This window comes from Alteromonas gilva (assembly GCF_028595265.1).
Classification (GTDB): Bacteria; Pseudomonadota; Gammaproteobacteria; order Enterobacterales; family Alteromonadaceae; genus Alteromonas; species Alteromonas gilva.
Genome location: NZ_JAQQXP010000001.1, coordinates 1,022,157 through 1,038,900, shown reverse-complemented (window position 1 = coordinate 1,038,900; position 16,744 = coordinate 1,022,157). Strand labels below are relative to the sequence as shown.

Here is a 16,744-nt window from a genome sequence, read left to right as displayed (position 1 = left end):
GCCATTATTGAGTTTATAAGTACGCTTACCGCTTTACCCTGCGGCTTGCTCCAGCGCCATCAACAGCTGTGCTGGCGGCTGATAGCCTGGAATGACGCTGCCATTGCTTAATACAATGTTTGGTGTGCCGTTGACACCAATACGGCGACCAAATTTAAACTGCTCTGCGATATCGTTTTCACAGCTTGATGGCGTAATACTGCTACCCCCTTTGGCATTTGTCATGGCTTTCTTGGGATCGGCAGAACACCACACAGACACCATTTCGCGATACACCGGACTGTTTAGTCCGGCGCGCGGATACGCTAAATAGCGCACAGTAATACCAGCGTCATTGTATTCATCGATTTGTTCGTGCAGCTTACGGCAATAGCCACATGTGGTGTCGGTGAAGACCGTCACTACATATTGCTCATCGTCGGCTTTAAATTCGATAACAGAGTCGTCGAATTGCTTAAGGCCTTCGATGCGCATATCAGCCAGCGCCAGCTCGGTTTCGTTGCGCATCTCTGCATCCAGGTTATACACCCTGGCCTGCAACAAATAAGTGCCGTCTTTACTGACATAAAACAGGCCATTTTCGGTGCCTACCTGGAGCAGCCCGTCAACCGGTGAATCGGCAATTGAGTCGACACGCCATTTTAATGTGGTTTCAATTTTTGCTTTAACGCTATCAGTATCGGGCGCGTCGGCCAGCACATTTGCCACCACACTCACAGAAAAAACACTTACCACCGCTGCCAAACCGCGCAGAAAAACCTTCATTCATTCGCTCCTGTAAAGCCAGCCAGATTATTTATGTATCTCTGACCGTCATTTAACGTTCAACTTTTTTACCAAATATTACCAATAAGACCGGGATCAGACGGTTTAATTCGTTCTAGTGTAACAAAAAATCGCATGTTGAATACGCCAGCCACCGACAATATTATTTCATTCACAACAAAACACCCCCGGCTCCCCTTACCCTCTGGGGTGATGTGCATCTATCAGGTTTTGTAATCGCTCGGTCGCGACATGAGTGTAAATTTGTGTTGTCGATAAATCACTGTGGCCTAAAAGCATCTGCACCACCCGTAAGTCGGCGCCGTGATTTAACAAATGTGTGGCAAACGCATGGCGCAGGGTATGCGGTGACAACTCAGTACGGATGCCAGCTTTTACCGCGTAGTATTTTATACGGTGCCAAAAGGTCTGGCGGGTCATTTGCACGCCGCGCTTACTCACAAACACAACATCGGTGTGATGCTTTAGCAACGCAGGACGCGCGCCAGACAAGTATTGTTGCAGTGCATCCAGCGCGTTTTCGCCCAGTGGCACCAAGCGTTCCTTGTTGCCCTTACCCATCACTCTCACCACGCCCTGGTTCAGACTGATTTCGGATAACCGCAGGCCGGTTAGCTCACTCACCCTGAGCCCGGTTGCATAGAGTACTTCCAGCATTGCCCGGTCACGACATTCAATGGGCTCGTCGGCGTCGGGGGCCTCAAGCAGCGCATCCACATCAGCCTCGCTCAGCGTACCGGGTAACTTTTTTGCTGCTTTAGGAATTGCCAGTTGCGTAACCGGATTATCCTCGCGCAGGTTTTCCACCACTAAATAACGAAAAAACTGCCGCATAGCACTGATATTACGCTGCGTGCTGCGTGCAGAGAGCCCCTGGCGATCGCGAAATGCCAGATAATCCTGTAAATCGTGCAAGGATACCCGCAATAAATCTGGCCCCTCAGCCAAACACAAAAAACTGCCCAGGTGGCATAAATCGCGTTGATAACTCTGCTGGGTATTATCACTGAGGCCCTTTTCCAGCCATAACATCTCAATGAACGCGTCAATTAACGCACTGTCATCATGGCGCGGTGCGGGCAGGGCAACACTCATTTAAAATTCCGCTGCTGTTTTATCATTTCGTAGGCAGCCTGAATATCCTGCGCTTTGCGCTTGGCGATTTCCATGGCTTGTTCCGGCAAGCCTTTCGAGGCAAGTTTGTCGGGGTGGTGCTCAGACATTCGTTTGCGGTACGCTCGCTTAATGGCTTTTTCATCATCTTGCGCGGTGGCGCCTAAAATAGCATAGGCATCATCGAGAGAGGGGCCGCTGGGTTGATTTGAGCGACGCTGCTGATGGCCCTGCCCGGTGGCACGAAAGCGCACCTCGGCCTCAAACATGGCGATCAGATAATTCAAATCGCGCCGGTTAAAGCCCAGCGCTTTAGCCACTTTTTCCAGTACGAAATATTCTTCAGAGGCCAGGCGCCCGTCAGCAAACGCTGCCTGAATTAATATCTCCAGAAACACCTGCAGGATATCCCGCCGGCCATGACACGATTCGTGCAGTTGGGCAAGAATGTCATTGATTGGAAAGTCGCGCTCTTTTCCCTCCCGAAAGGCCTGCTGAGCCTCGTACCTGGCTTCGCCCTGGAGCTGCATATCGTCCATGAGGTTGGTGGCAATTTTAATTTCAGACGGGGTTACTTTACCGTCTGATTTCGCCAAATGACCGAGTGCCGCAAATAAACTGTGAAAAAAGATAGCTTGCTGTTGCAAGGCATCCTGATTAGAGAAAAAACGGCCAAAACCGCCCACCCGACCAAAATCCTGGCTATAGCCCTTGTCGAACATATAGCCAACCAACAGCCCCAGAATGGCACCCGGTAACTTTAAAAACATCATTCCAAAGATAAAGCCCAGTACTCTGCCCCAAATTGGCATGAAATCCCCCAGAAAATTTAACCCGACCGGCACAGTTTTGATGTGACGCCGTCGCTCTATAACCTTTTTGTGGCTATTCGCAGAGCTTAAAACCAGCACTATAACTAAAGGTTCAGTGCTTTAGAAGACGGCCTCTCATCTGTATTTGGCTATGAAATGGCGCTAAGGCATGAATTTTTCGTTTTTTTTACGGTCTTTAGTTGGTAATTGACGACGAAGTGCATAGAATTAGCGCCTTATTTGAATATCACGACGCTGGCCATCTGCAAGAAGAGCCTGAGAATTAAACATTGCTGTTGAATAACTCACAATACGGTAAATCGAACGGTAAATCACTTTGCCGTGCCGCCTGGCGCACTGATGCGCATTCAGCGAGCCATTCTGAGCGCAAAACCAGAGGCTTGGTGCGTGTTGGTATGTTGTGGCTGATTGTGAGCATGCCGGCAGTATTGCCAACACCGGCAAACGCGCAACAGCCTGACCTCGCGACAGACGCCCTGTGTGTGATGACGCCCGCGCCGTTTGACAGCAGTCAGCTCATGCAAAAAAGGCAGATTGCGGTCACCTCAGACACTGCTGAGATTCTCGAAAATGAGTTTGCCAGTTTTAACGGCGATGTAAGTATAGTCACCGACAGGGCAATTATTAATGCTGAAACAGCCAAGGTCTCTGAAAATGGCAGTGCGCTTAATGCCAGTGGTAATGTGCGCTACCAAAGTGCGGAACTGAGCGTCCAAAGTGATTATCTGAACGTCGACTCAGCCCGGCAAAAATTAAAGTTAGAAAATACGCTATACCAGCTGACGGGCTTTGTGGGCCATGGCACCGCAGGCGAAATTGACATTGGTGTGGATCAGGGTATTTCGCTGCAACAAGTCAGCTTTACCACCTGCCCGATGAACCAACAGGACTGGCGTCTGGAGGCGTCAGAGATCAGCATTGCCGCCGGGGAGACTCTCGGCGAAGCGCGTCATACGCGCTTTTATATTGGCGATGTGCCATTACTTTACCTGCCTTACTTTGCATTTCCGGTCAGTAATCAGCGCCAGTCTGGCCTGCTGTTTCCAATAATCAGCAGTTCCACAGCGACCGGAGTTGGCTACGAGCAGCCTTATTACTGGAATATTGCGCCCAATTACGACATGACCATTTCCCCGCGGCTAATGAGTAATCGGGGCCTGCAGTTAAAAACCGAATTTCGCTATTTAACCGCAGAGTCGAGCGGTCAGTTGCATGTGGAGTATCTCAATAATGATACCCGTCTGGCCTCAGATGACAGCCGCTACTTTTACCGTTATCAACATCACGGTATGTTAAGTGACAACTGGCAGCTCAGCGTTGATTACAACGGTATCAGTGACAACAATTATATTGTTGATTTGGGTTCGGATTTTTACAACCGTTCCGATACCACCATTAATCAAACCGTTGGCCTGGATTACTTTAGTCAGGCACTGGATTTCAGTCTCTATGTGCGCGATTTTGATACCCTTGGCGATTACGAAGCCATTTATCGTGCACTGCCGGAAGCGCGGCTGCAATGGCGCAGCGATATTACCAGCCTGCTGACCTTTACACTGGACTCAGAACTGGCCTATTTTGATAATGCCCAGCCATCGCAACCCAATGCGCTACGCTGGCACATGGCACCAACCATCGCCTTGCCTTATCAGCGTTATTGGGGAGAGATTACCGCTGAATTAACGGTGATGAACACTTACTATCGCCAAAAGAACATCGCCAATACTCAACTCGACGAAGAAGTGAATCGTACCCTTAAACAAGGCCGGCTGTTTAGCACGCTCTATTTAGAAAAAACGGACAATCTGTTTGGCAATGATGTTACGATCACCCTTGAACCTAAAATGCAGTATTTGTATACCTCGTTTGAGGATCAATCGAACATTGGTTTGTACGACACGACCAACCTGCTCACTGACGTAAATGGATTATTTCGCGGCCAGGAATTTACCGGCCTTGACAGAATCAGCGATAACGATCAAATTACCGTTGGCGTAACGTCGAGAATAATTGATGCCGCCAACCGGGAACAATTCGTGGTGAGCTTAGGTCAGATATTTTACTTGTCTGACTCCCAGGTAACCACCAGTGTTGATGATCGCAACCGTTCTGCGCTTGCTGCAGAACTGGACTGGCGTTTTGATGATAGCTGGTTTGTGCATACCACCATGCAAATTGCGACCGACAACGATAAAGTCGAGCGTAGCAGTATGGTATTGGAATATCGTAAGGATGCACAGCGGTTGATTCAAATGAGCCACCGGTTTGTGCGTGACTTATCTGGCGAGATGATTGAGCAGATGGGGCTTTCAGCGTCCTGGCCAATCGCCGAAAACTGGCAGGTAGTTGGCCGTTCATATCGGGATGTGGAACGAGACAGAAGCATCGAAAACTATTTTGGAGTACAGTATGAGTCCTGTTGCTGGGCGATTCGTATCGTCGCACAGCGAAGCCTGACGAATCGCTATGATATTGTTGGGCAACAAAACACGGATGAGTTTGACACACGTATTGGGTTGGACTTTATATTTAAAGGAATCGGCTCATCACGGTCCAACCGAGCCATGCTCGAGGATGGCATGTTCGGCTACCGTCAGCCGTATGTGTTAAATTAAATGCGCCGGTAACCTGGCAATATTCACAACAAGCAAGAGAGTTTATGAAGTATTTTATTCGGGGTTTGTTTTTAAGTCTGGTAATCAGTTTACCTGCCTTGGCCCAAATGCAGATGCTCGACAGAGTCGCTGTTATTGTCGACCAGGGGGTCGTGCTGGAAAGCGAAGTCAGAAAACTGGTCAGCGAAGTAAAAGCTGAGGCCGCTGCCAATAATCAGGAATTACCCTCTGATGCAGCGCTGAGAACCCAAGCCATCGAACGTTTAATTCTGAGAAATTTGCAATTGCAAATGGCCGACCGTATGGGGATTCAGGTGAGCGATCCGCAGCTTGATCAAACCATTGCTAATATTGCTGCTAATGAAGGCGCAACCGTGCCACAAGTGCGCGAAGAATTAATGCGCCAGGGGATCAGCTACGACGACTATCGCGAGCAAATTCGTGAAGAAATGATCATGGGTGAAGTGCGTCGGGCTAATGTCCGCCGTCGTATTTATATCACCCCGCAGGAAATCACCAACTTAGTCGATGTGATTGACCAACAAGGATCTGAACAGGCTGAATATGAGCTGGGCCATATTTTAATAGGGTTCCCACCTGATTTAACTGACGAAGACGTTGCCGAAGCTCGTGAACGTGCTGACCGGGTATTGAAACTGCTGAACGACGGCTCCGAATTTGCACGGTTGGCCATTGCCGCATCATCAGGTTCGGAAGCATTGGATGGCGGTAATATGGGCTGGATGAACATTAATGCCATGCCATCGCTGTTTGCAGAAGCCGTGCAAGGCAAACGCAAAGGCGAACTCATTGGTCCTATCCGCAGTGGAGCTGGCTTTCACATATTAAAGATTATCGATACCCGCGGTATTGAAGTCGTTGAAGTTGAAGAAGTTAAGGCGCGCCATATTTTGATTGAACCGTCTATTATTCTGAGCGAAGAACGTGCTAAAAACATGTTGCTTAAATTTAAAGAGCAGGTGTTAGCAGACGAAGCCGACTTTGCCGAACTGGCAAAAGAACATTCAGCTGACCCGGGCTCGGCGCTGCGTGGTGGTGATCTGGGCTGGGCAAACCCTGAAATGTACGTGCCTGAATTTAAGCAATCACTGGCCACCCTGGAACCCGGCGAATACAGCGATCCGGTTCGTACCCAGCATGGCTGGCATTTAATCCAGTTACTGGATAGACGCATCGATGATGCCACAGAACAACGCAAGGAAGATAAAGCCTATCAACTGCTGTTTAATCGTAAATTTGCAGAAGAAAGTGAGAACTGGTTACGTGAAATGCGTGACTCGGCTTATATCGAAGTCCTTAGTGATTAAAAATTAAGGTCTGCTTATGACACCTCTGAAAATTGCCGTCACGCCAGGTGAACCCGCTGGTGTGGGCCCCGACCTGATCATTGAACTGGCTCAACAGCAATGGTCAGCGCAACTGGTTATTTTTGCCGATGAGAACATGATGTTAGAGCGCGCTAATGCGCTCAACTATCCTCTCAAGCTAACGCCTTACGTATGTGGGGAAAACCGGATTCAGGAAAAAGGCGAGCTGTTTATCCAGCCAATTCCTGTTTCCTCACCGGTTGTCCCCGGTGTACTGAACAGTGACAACGGGCACTATGTGGTTGAAACGCTGCGACAGGCGTGTCAGGCCAATATCGAAGGCGATTTTGATGCCGTTGTCACCGGCCCGGTCAATAAAGGCATCATTAATAAAGCGGGCATTTCGTTCAGTGGTCACACCGAATTTTTTGCCCATCAGTCAAATACCATTGATGTGGTGATGTTGCTTTCCACTGAGGGTTTAAATGTCGCCCTGGCCACCACCCATATTCCCCTTGAATATGTGTCGCGGGCGATCACCCGAGAACGCCTGCATAAAGTTATTCATATCATTCATACCGATCTGACGCTGAAATTTAATATTACCAAGCCACGCATTTATGTGTGTGGGCTCAATCCGCACGCCGGTGAGGATGGTCATATTGGCCGCGAAGAAATTGAAACAATATCTCCGGCACTCGATGAGCTTCGCGAACAAGGCATTAATATTACTGGGCCATTACCCGCCGATACAATTTTTCAGCCAAAATATCTGGAAAATGCCGATGTCGTATTAGCCATGTACCACGATCAGGGCCTGCCTGTGCTAAAATATAAGGGCTTTGGTGAGTCCGTTAATATTACCCTGGGTTTACCCTTTATTCGTACGTCGGTCGACCACGGCACGGCATTGGATCTTGCCGGTAAAGGCCTGGCCGACAGCGGTAGCTTTACCAAAGCAATGAATAAAGCAATTGAAATGGCTACCATTAGAAATGAATAAAACCCATTTAGGTCACACCGCGCGAAAGCGCTTCGGGCAAAACTTTCTTAACGATACTTTTGTAATCGAACAGATTGTCGACGCAATTAACCCTCAAAATGGCGAGAACCTGCTAGAAATTGGCCCGGGATTAGGCGCACTCACCGATCCGGTGTGTGAACGGGTTGACGCGTTGACCGTTATTGAGCTCGACCGCGATTTGGCTGAGCGATTACGCCATCATCCTTTTCACGGTGGCAAGCTGACCATTATTGAACAGGACGCGCTGACGGTCGATTTTACGCCACTTGCCAAAGACGACGCACCGCTGCGGGTATTTGGCAACCTGCCCTATAATATTTCGACCCCGATTATGTTTCACCTGTTTAAGTACGCTCATCTTATTCGGGACATGCATTTTATGCTGCAAAAGGAAGTGGTAAACCGACTTGCGGCATCGCCGGGCAATAAAAACTATGGTCGCCTGTCGATTATGACGCAGTATTATTGTCAGGTGCAGCCAGTGCTTAATGTGCCACCTGGTGCTTTTGTACCGCCACCGAAAGTTGACTCAGCAGTGGTTCGCCTGGCACCGCATAAGCAACCACCCGTGGATGTTGCTGATGTAAAAGTGCTTGAACGTGTGTCTACAATGGCGTTTAATCAACGCAGAAAAACCATTCGCAATAGCCTTAAAGAGTGCATCAGCGAAACACAGTTACTCGAGCTAGGCTTGGATCCAGTGCGACGCGCAGAGACTTTGTCGCTCGAAGATTTTGCCAATATTGCCAATTGGGTACACAAACATGACAGCATCGAAAACTGAACACAACCCGGCAGAACTGGTAACGGTAAAAGTCGTTACCCGGCACCTTCCCGAGCATCTGCCGTCAGACAGTGATAAATTCGCCTTTGCCTACCAAATTACCGTCATTAATAATAATACTTATGACGTTAAGCTGACTCACAGGTACTGGCTGGTAACCGATGCTAACGGCAAACAAACTGAGGTCAGTGGTGAAGGCGTGGTCGGCAAAAAGCCAATCATCACCCCGGGTGAGAGTTTTCAATATACCAGTGGTTCAGTGATTGATACCGCGGTGGGTACTATGCAGGGTTATTACGATATGACAGCAGCTGATGGCGAAAGCTTCAAAGTGCAAATTGCGCCCTTCAGACTTGCTCTGCCAAATATTATTCATTAATTCATGTCTACTTATATCGTCGGCGATATCCAGGGCTGTTATTCCGGACTCCGCAACCTACTCAACGCGCTGGCGTTCGATCCTGCCAACGACACCCTCTACGCGGTTGGCGATTTAATCGCCCGGGGCGAAGACTCCCTCAGTACTGTTCAATTACTACGGGATTTAGGTACCAGCTTTAAATGCGTATTAGGTAACCACGATCTGCATATGCTGGCGGTGTCCCAGGGCATTAAAAAAGTCAAAGACAAAGATAAGCTAAAACCATTACTCAACTCCCCTGCCCTGCCAGATATTATTGACTGGTACCGACAGTGGCCGCTGGCAATGCGCATCGACGAGCATCATACCATGGCTCACGCCGGACTTTATCCCGGCTGGTCAGTAGCGCAAATACTCGCGTTAAGCGACGAGGTAAGTGACCAGTTAAAAAGTAATAACTGGCAGTCGCTGCTGAAAAACATGTACGGTGACGGTCCGAAAAAATGGCAGGATAAGCTCACTGGTATCGAACGCCAGCGCTTTATTATCAATGCCACAACCCGGATGCGCTTTATTAGCAAGGGCAGTGAATTAGACTTAAAAACAAAATGCGCACCAGGTGCTGCGCCCTCCGGGCTCAAGCCCTGGTTTGATGTCAACAACCCACAATTGCCGTCATCACACACAATTGTATTCGGCCATTGGGCTGCGCTGATGGGTAAAACTGACTCGACCCAATTTTTAGCCCTGGATACCGGCTACGTGTGGGGCAATACTCTGACGGCCTGGTGCAAAGAAACAAAGCAAACAATTTCGGTAAAAGCATAAACTTTTGGTGAAAGCTTCCGATAAAAAACAAAGCGCCTACCTTGTATTAGTAAAGAAAGTCTCTAATACTTTTGTATAGCCTTTAAAAGATTGGTATAAATGAACATGCAGTATAGTTCCTCTTAGCTGTAGAATGTAGGTAAATAGGGTTCGCATAGAGAGGAAGCTATGCGTGTAGCAACTATAAATACCAGACACCCGAACAGGTAGCGTTCAACTTTGTTTGGCATACAAAAAACTATAAGACTGCTCTGGGAGCTAAGATGAATTTAACAGTTAAAGCGAGAATCATACTCGGCTTTGTTACAATAAGCGCACTACTTGTCATTATTAGCCTGGTATCACTTGGCAGCCTTCGCTCAGTGCAGCATGACGTTGGGGAAGTGAATACCGTTGCCGTGCCAACAGTCATAGGTAGTAACACACTAAAAGCCTCATTTTTAAACATGGGCCGGCTTACCTTTGAAGCATTTGTCTCTGATGAAATTGACACGGTTAAAGAAAAAGAAGCCCGGTTTGAAGATGCCAGTCAACAATTTAACGATGCTTACACATCGTTGGCGGTCACAGTTAAAGGCGACCCGGAACTGAGCGCTGCGTTGCAAAGCGTCAACAACATTTCCAAAGACTATTTAACCACAGTTACTGGCTTGTATCAGAATCACAATCAATTTCTGGCGCGCCGTAACGACGTAGAAAGTCGTCTCATGGATGTTGAAGACAACGCTGATGATGCATCAACTTACTTGCTCGATTTCAGCGATTTAGATGCAGTCGCTAATAATAGTAATCTGCGCAGAGCCTCAGAATTGGGCGCCGAGTTGGAAACCCGTTTGTTAACCCTGATCACGGTGACCTCTGACTACATCAAAACGCAAACGTTGGTGCGCGCCGACACGCTTGGCAACGAAGTAAAGTTTGCCGTAGACGCCATCAATGAGCAGCTCGATGCTTTATTAGCCGCAGCCAACGGTCAGGACAGCTCAGGTACACTAAACGAAGTTGAAACCCTGGTGCAGGGTGCGATTGACGCCGTAACGGGCAGCGATGGGGTAGTTCAGCTGCACGTGTCGCGGTTGAAGCTGCGCAATCAGGCTGAACAAGCGCTGGCAGCATCTGAAGATATGGCCGCACAAGCGGTAGCTGAATTGGAAGATTTACTGCAACTAACAGACGCCAAAGTAAAAACACTGGAGCAGCAGGTCACTAGTAGCGTGAGCTTTGGCACCACACTGGTACTGGTCATTGTGGTGGTATCACTGGTGATGGCTGTGTTTACCGGCTTTAAAACCGTTAATGCGATTACGGTGCCCCTGGCCAAAGTTAACGAATTACTCAATGTCGCCTCTTCGGGTGATCTGACCCATTATCTGGATGATTCCAAAAAAGACGAATTTGGATTATTAGCCAAGAACTGCAATAAGCTCATTGGAAGCCTGAAAGAGCTTATTCGCGGCATTAATGTTCGCGCTGAACAGTTGGCTGCAGCCTCCGAAGAAACTTCAGCAGTAACTACTCAGACCACTAAGTCTATTCAGGATCAAAAAGCACAGATTGCCCATGTTGCGACAGCCACTACCGAAATGCATTCAACGTCGCAAATGGTGACACAAAACGCCGAAAATACCCTGCTTGAAATTCGTAACGCTGACCATGAGTCGAATAAAGTTCGCGACATTTCATTGGAAAACAAAGCAACCATTGAAGTGCTTGCCCGCGACGTGGATGAAGCAGCTCAGGTCATTCACAAGTTAAACCAGGACAGCGCCAGTATCGGCAGTATCCTGGATGTGATTCGCGGTATCGCCGATCAAACCAACCTGTTAGCACTGAATGCCGCCATCGAGGCCGCCCGTGCAGGCGAGCAGGGTCGTGGTTTCGCAGTAGTTGCCGACGAGGTTCGTACCTTGGCCAGCCGCACACAGGAGTCCACACAGGAAATCAACGCTATGATTGAAGTGCTGCAGCAAGGCGCTGAAAAAGCGGTAGCGGTGATGGATCAGGGTAAAGAGCAAACGGCCAAGTGTGTTGAACAAACGGTACTTGCCACACAAGCACTGGATATTATCTCAGAGGCGGTCAGACGCGCACATGACGTCAGTAGCCAGATTGAACAGTCGGCCAAAGAACAAAACCTGGTGTCTCAGGATATTAGTGAGAAACTGGAAACCATTGTGGGCATCGCCGAAGAAACCACAATTGGCGCACAACAAACGTCAGAGTCGAGTGAAGAGGTTGCCCGACTGGCCGAAGAGCTGCAAAGTTCAATCAGACAATTTAAGGTTTAAAATGCCTCTTGTGCCTGGCTATACAAGGGCTACGCAGCGTTGCTGCAGACCTTTGCTATCTAACGGCTAATACCTTTATACAAAATCCCGGCAAATGTCGGGATTTTGCTTTACTGGCAGGCGCTGCACAAAGCGTCAGCATATTATGACAATATCCAGAGCCTACCTATACTAATTGCCTCCCAATAGTTTGCATCTCTCCCGCAGACAATTATTTAAAGCATTGATTTGAAGACCTTAAAAGTTGCATTCGGGGCACCTTTGCCGCTCAGCAACATGTAATATTATAAGACCAGAAACACCACGACCCATCTCACCTTGTCCCTTGTGCACCCAGCAGCACCCAATATAAATCATTGTTTATAAAGACATTGATTAATTTGTTAGTTTTTTTAACAAACTTAACTTTTTATATTTACTTTTTGAATCAATTTATTAACAATATATTAAATCATACAATATTATCTATAAATATACTTATTGAGAGAGGATTGGGAAATGTCTACGCATTTTGATCAAGCGACTAAGTTTATCAGGCACTGCCTGAGCGCTACCCTTTTGCTGTTTTGCGCAACGCTGGCAGTTCCGGCTTATGCCAGTTTTGTAAACACGGATTTTTCGAGTGGATTCTCTGCTTGGGAAGGCAACGTTAACGATACTGATCTGGGTGATATTTTCGCTGATTACCCTGACAATTTTGCCCTCAATGGCTCAAGTGCAACCTTAATAACCTCGGCAGGCGAAATTGAGGATTACTGGCTCATCTCCATGTATCAGGATGCAGTACTGGCCAGCCTGGCGCCCAATGAGTCGCTGTGGCTATCGCTGGGCGTCAGCGCCCTGCTGTCTTCCGCAGACGATTTCTTTTTTGTTCAATTGCGCGACCTGAATACCAATGATGTCATTGATTTAAGTACCGGTGGCTCCTTTGATATCAGCAGTATGACTGGGGGTTCTGTGACCTTTGAATTTGGCGTCATTGACAACGATTTTGTCTTAGGCGACGAATTAACCGTCAGCAATATTAATTTTAATGTGACCACAGAAAGTGTTCCAGCGCCGGCAGGAACACTTTTTGTGTTATTCGGCTTTGGATATTTGATGTGGCGAAAAGGTAAGGCTTAACCGCCTTTGTAAATGACCTTAACGTTTTACTCAGGAGCATACAGGTATGCAAAATTTGTTTATTCAAACAGTGATGAAGGGGCCTCAAAGAGTCCTTAAAACATCCATTGGTATCGCCGCCTTAACATTTTCTTTTGTGCAGCCCGCATTGGCTGCGTGGGAAATTGTTAACGGAGCCAACATTCAACAGGGCCGCCAGGTATATGTGCGTGGCACAGGGTATTATACTGACAATCAAATCGACATCAGTGCAACAGCGCTGACCAATGAAGACTTGCGCTTAGTGGTCACCAGCAGTAGCCATGATATCACCAATGCCGATGGCATTACCGAAGAGGGTATGCCTTATTTCGCTGTTGATGATGTGAGTGAGGCCATTCGCATTACCTTCGCCATGCAGCGCGCGCGCTTCAGCTACAATACGGCGCTCTACGCGGACTTTGGTGAACCCGGCTCACCTGATCCCACGGTAAACGGCCCGGTGTCATTTCAAAATGCCAGTGTTCATGATCCTTCGGTGATAAAGCTGGAGAACGGCGAATTCTACGTCTTCGGCTCGCATCTGGCGGCCGCAAAAAGCACTGACCTGGTTAACTGGCAATTGGTTGCCGGAGACGGCGTCGAAAACTCACCGTTCTTTGATACCTATGAAACGGTTGCAGCCGAGGGCATAGCCTGGTCTGGTGGTACCGTTGGCTCATGGGCGGCCGATGTGATCCAACTTGCCGACGGCAACTATTATTTTTACTACAACCACTGTGCCTCACCGGACACCGGCTTATGTGATGCCTCTCGTTCATACCTGGGCATTGCCGTTTCTGACAATATTGAAGGCCCTTACGAAAACCTGGGGTTATTCTTGCGCTCTGGTCATGTCGGCGATGAAAATCCTGGCATTAATGGCCAAAACTACAACGGTAATATTGACCCTAACGCGATTGACCCCGATGTCTTCTTTGACAAGGATGGCCGCTTGTGGATGGTTTATGGCTCCTATTCCGGAGGCATATTCGTGATGGAAATGGATCCGCAAACCGGCTTCCCGCTGCCTGATCAAGGCTATGGTACCAAGCAAATGGGTGGCTTCTACGGTTCGATTGAAGGACCTTACATGCTCTATAGCCCCGAATCGGATTACTATTACTTATTTACCTCCTTTGGTGGCTACGAGCAGAACGATGGTTACAACATGCGAATTTCTCGTTCACGCTCACCAAACGGGCCCTTTGTCGATGCCCAGGGGCAGGATATGATCGGCGCCAGCGGCGGTTGGTCAAACCTTGAACCTTATGGCGTTAAGCTCATGGGTGGTTTCCTGTTCGACGTAAATACCGGAGAACCTGGTACTGACAACGGCTACATGGCGCCGGGTCATAACTCAGCCTATTACGACCCCGAAACCGGCAAACACTTTGTTATTTTCCATACTCGTTTCCCTGATCGTGGCGAAGGTCACGAGATCAGGGTGCATGAATTGTTTATTAACAGTGACGGCTGGCTGGTTGCGTCCCCTCACCGTTATGTTCCTATTGAGGGTGATAACATTGTAGATGAATTCGATTTACTCGGTACTTACCGGGTCATCAACCACGAAAAAGACATCAACCGTGAAGCGAAGGTATCTCAATACCTGCAGTTATTGGCTGATGGTCAAATTGGTGGGGCCTTCTCAGGCAGCTATATACTGGGCGATACAAATCAGATCACCCTGATGATCGACGATGTAGGCACATTCGAAGGCGTTCTTGCCTGGCAATACAATGACAACATCGACACCCTGGTTCCTACATTTACTGCATTGGGTGAAGCCGGCGAGGCGTTCTGGGGAACACAAATTCCTGCGATGAGCAACGCAGAAGCGGTGGCAGCTACCGTTGGTGCTCTGCAAGTGCCGGCCACTGCCAGTAGTGATATTGACCTTCCAACACAAGGCGCATTGGGAGCTACGATTAGCTGGTCGTCAACCAACAACAGTGTCATTGCCACCAATGGTACACTGACCCGCCCAGCCCCTGGAGAGTCTGATACCGAGGTCACCTTAACGGCAACCGTAGAACTCAACGGTGAGATTCAGCAGGTTTCCTTTACCGTTGCAGTAAAAGCCCGCAGCCAGTTTAATCGTGTTGCATTATTCCAGTTTGAGGGAGACCTCAGTGATAGTTTAAATACTTTCGGTGACGGTATATCAACAGGCAGCACGCTTAACGAAGCGGGAGGCAATATACAATATACCTCTGGCGAATCTGCCCAAGGTTTGTTGCTCGATGGAGCCACGGGCGTTCGCCTGCCAGATGCACTGATTACCAACAATACTTACACGGTATCGATGTGGCTCAATCCTTCGGCGGTAACCCAATTTACTACGGCTTTCTTTGGTGCTGCCGCGAACGATAACTGGATCAGCTTAGTTCCCTGGAGCTGGGACGACAACACCATGCTTTGGCGAGGCAGCACTGCCTGGTATGATGCCACTGCTGGTCTGCAAATCCCAACCAACGATTGGAGCCATATCGCCTTTAGTATAGAAAACGGTAACGTGAAGCTGTATGTCAACGGCAACCTGGTGTTTAACGATACAGGCTTTGGCGATGTCTTTACCGGCAATAACGCCCTGTTCTCACTGGGTGTGAACTATTGGGATCTGCCTTATCAGGGCATGATTGATGAACTTGCAATCTATGACGACGCCTTATCACAGGAAGAGATCGTGGCCCTGGATATCAGCAGACTGTCTGCTGCTGAGATGGTTACCATCGCTGCCGACAATCTGTCATTGGGCAAACTTACGGCATTAAGGGAAGATATTACCTTACCCGGACTAGGCCTCTTTACTGCGCAAATAACCTGGACATCATCAGATGAGAGCGTGATCAGTAGCAGCGGCGAGGTAACCCGGCCGGCTGAAGGTGAGCCTGACGCAACGGTGACGCTGACCGCCTTAATCAGCATTAACGGTGAGCAGCTGGAGCGACAATTTGTAGCCACGGTGAGTTCTCTGGGGCCAATTCAACCCATCGCTGAGTTCAACTTCGACAACAGTGACTTAAGCGATGCACAAGGTAATTTTGCTGCAGGGGCTATAACGGGCAATCGCATCGACGTTGCCGGTGGTACAGAGGCCTATACGTTTGGCGCCCGCAACGTGGGTATTGTACTAGACGGTAACACCGGGGTGAATTTGCCGGCAAACCTCATCACTGATAACACCTATAGCGTGTCAGTGTGGTTAAACCCAGCAGCGTTAACCAGTTTTACCACCGCGTTCTTCGGCTACGCCAGCCTCGACAGCTGGGTAAGCCTGGTACCACGCGGACATGATGGTGTGGCACAAAATACCATGGTGTGGTCTGGTACCGCGTGGTATGACGCTGGCATTGGCAGCCAAATTCCGGCCGGTACGTGGTCTCATCTGGTATATGTGGTCAATGGCAATAACCTGACTGTCTATTTAAACGGTAATGAGGTATTCGTGGGTAGCGGTTTCCCTGATGTGTTCTCCTCCAGTGGCAGCAACGGATTCAGTATCGGTGTTAACTACTGGGATATCCCGTTTAACGGCGTGGTTGATGAACTGCGGATATATGATGAGGCTATCTCTGCCGAAGATGTGCAGCAACTCAGTGTCCTCGACTAAATACGCCAATTATGACGCTAAAAAC

Annotated in this window: 12 protein-coding genes; 9 read left to right on the top strand and 3 right to left on the bottom strand. The window is 48.6% G+C overall.

All coding sequences use genetic code 11. The features are described 5' to 3' along the window. Positions 1 to 33: 33 nt before the first annotated feature. The 3 genes from dsbC to djlA form a co-directional block, all read right to left on the bottom strand. Positions 34 to 765 carry a bifunctional protein-disulfide isomerase/oxidoreductase DsbC gene (gene dsbC, locus OIK42_RS04570; protein WP_273638717.1) on the bottom strand — a complete coding sequence of 244 codons (732 nt, stop codon included), beginning with the start codon at positions 763 to 765 and terminating at the stop codon, positions 34 to 36. A gap of 198 nt (positions 766 to 963) precedes the next feature. Next, the gene (gene xerD, locus OIK42_RS04565; protein WP_273638716.1) at positions 964 to 1,881 is read right to left on the bottom strand and encodes a site-specific tyrosine recombinase XerD; all 918 of its coding nucleotides are present in this window, start codon (positions 1,879 to 1,881) and stop codon (positions 964 to 966) included. After that, positions 1,878 to 2,711, bottom strand: a complete 834-nt coding sequence (gene djlA, locus OIK42_RS04560) for a co-chaperone DjlA (RefSeq protein WP_273638714.1) — start codon at positions 2,709 to 2,711, stop codon at positions 1,878 to 1,880. Before djlA ends, xerD begins: the two co-directional genes overlap by 4 nt. 296 nt (positions 2,712 to 3,007) lie before the next feature. Here djlA and OIK42_RS04555 point away from each other — a divergent pair, with 296 nt between their 5' ends. From OIK42_RS04555 to OIK42_RS04515, 9 genes are all read left to right on the top strand, one after another. Next, entirely contained in the window at positions 3,008 to 5,347 is a 2,340-nt protein-coding gene (locus tag OIK42_RS04555) for an LPS-assembly protein LptD (RefSeq protein ID WP_273638712.1), read from the top strand. Between the two features lie 44 nt (positions 5,348 to 5,391). Continuing rightward, entirely contained in the window at positions 5,392 to 6,675 is a 1,284-nt protein-coding gene (gene surA / locus OIK42_RS04550; RefSeq protein WP_273638704.1) for a peptidylprolyl isomerase SurA, read from the top strand. 16 nt (positions 6,676 to 6,691) lie between these two features. Then, entirely contained in the window at positions 6,692 to 7,678 is a 987-nt protein-coding gene (pdxA, locus tag OIK42_RS04545; RefSeq protein WP_273638702.1) for a 4-hydroxythreonine-4-phosphate dehydrogenase PdxA, read from the top strand. Then, positions 7,671 to 8,483: a 16S rRNA (adenine(1518)-N(6)/adenine(1519)-N(6))-dimethyltransferase RsmA gene (gene rsmA / locus OIK42_RS04540; RefSeq protein WP_273638700.1), complete on the top strand. Its 813-nt coding sequence runs from the start codon at positions 7,671 to 7,673 to the stop codon at positions 8,481 to 8,483. Before pdxA ends, rsmA begins: the two co-directional genes overlap by 8 nt. After that, a complete protein-coding gene (gene apaG / locus OIK42_RS04535; protein WP_273638698.1) occupies positions 8,464 to 8,862 on the top strand; it encodes a Co2+/Mg2+ efflux facilitator ApaG/CorD in 399 nt (132 codons plus the stop codon). Before rsmA ends, apaG begins: the two co-directional genes overlap by 20 nt. 3 nt (positions 8,863 to 8,865) lie before the next feature. Further along, complete coding sequence (locus tag OIK42_RS04530; protein ID WP_273638697.1) at positions 8,866 to 9,672, top strand: symmetrical bis(5'-nucleosyl)-tetraphosphatase; 807 nt, start codon at positions 8,866 to 8,868, stop codon at positions 9,670 to 9,672. 263 nt (positions 9,673 to 9,935) lie between these two features. Beyond that, positions 9,936 to 11,960 (top strand): methyl-accepting chemotaxis protein, encoded by a 2,025-nt coding sequence (locus OIK42_RS04525; RefSeq protein WP_273638695.1) that lies wholly within the window; start codon positions 9,936 to 9,938, stop codon positions 11,958 to 11,960. A 498-nt stretch (positions 11,961 to 12,458) separates the two neighbouring features. Further along, positions 12,459 to 13,085, top strand: a complete 627-nt coding sequence (locus OIK42_RS04520) for a hypothetical protein (protein ID WP_273638693.1) — start codon at positions 12,459 to 12,461, stop codon at positions 13,083 to 13,085. A 46-nt stretch (positions 13,086 to 13,131) separates the two neighbouring features. Next, positions 13,132 to 16,719, top strand: a complete 3,588-nt coding sequence (locus OIK42_RS04515; protein ID WP_273638691.1) for a LamG-like jellyroll fold domain-containing protein — start codon at positions 13,132 to 13,134, stop codon at positions 16,717 to 16,719. Positions 16,720 to 16,744: the final 25 nt, after the last annotated feature.